This window comes from Neisseria sp. P0021.S007 (assembly GCF_051956855.1).
Genome location: NZ_JBQCXA010000483.1, coordinates 1 through 707 on the forward strand (window position 1 = coordinate 1; position 707 = coordinate 707).

A 707-nucleotide genomic window follows, 5' to 3' on the forward strand; every position below is an offset into this window, starting at 1 on the left:
GAATTGATATGTTAAGTAGAAAATCCTTGATGGATTTCTGAATACTTGAGCCTGATATTTAGATAATAAAGGTTTCATACAAACAAGGCCGTCTGAAAAAGCTTTCAGACGGCCTTGTTTTATTGTGTAGCCGGATTTTAGCCTAATAAAGCCGGTGCAAACCGTGTGATCGTATCGCGTAAAACGATGAGTTTGCCGTGGAAGAAGTGGGACGAACCGGCAATGGTTACAACCGGCAGGCCTTGTGGTTCTGCCCATGTCAGGGCTTTGTTGATTTCGACGACTTCGTCTTCCGTGCCATGGATCATCAATGTTTTGGCGACATCAGGAACATCGGATGGTTCCGGGCGGTCGGTGTAGTGATGGACGGCGGCGCCCATCAGCAACAGCAAATCAGGCGTGCGTGCTTGTGCGGCAAAGGTGGAAACGTAGCCGCCGAATGAGAAACCTGCCAGGACGAATTGCGGCGCGTCAGGATGTTGCACGCGGGCGTAGTCGATAACGGCAATGCAGTCTTGCGTTTCGCCGCGGCCGTAGTCGTGTTCGCCTTCACTATTGCCTACGCCGCGCAAATTGGGCAGGTAGCAATGGAAGCCGAGTTGGCTGAGGGCTTTGGCAGCGGTTTGGATGACTTTGTTGGTGTTGGTGCCGCCTTGCAGGGGATTGGGGTGGTTGATGACGGCAACGCCGCGGGCGGAGTCTTGTGC

At 52.9% G+C, this 707-nt stretch carries 1 protein-coding gene; it reads right to left on the minus strand.

Annotated elements, in window-relative coordinates; all coding sequences use genetic code 11:
• Nucleotides 1–137 precede the first annotated feature (137 nt).
• A partial coding sequence (locus ACTHUR_RS14140) for an alpha/beta hydrolase (RefSeq protein WP_440399184.1) occupies nucleotides 138–707 on the minus strand: 570 nt, incomplete at its 5' end.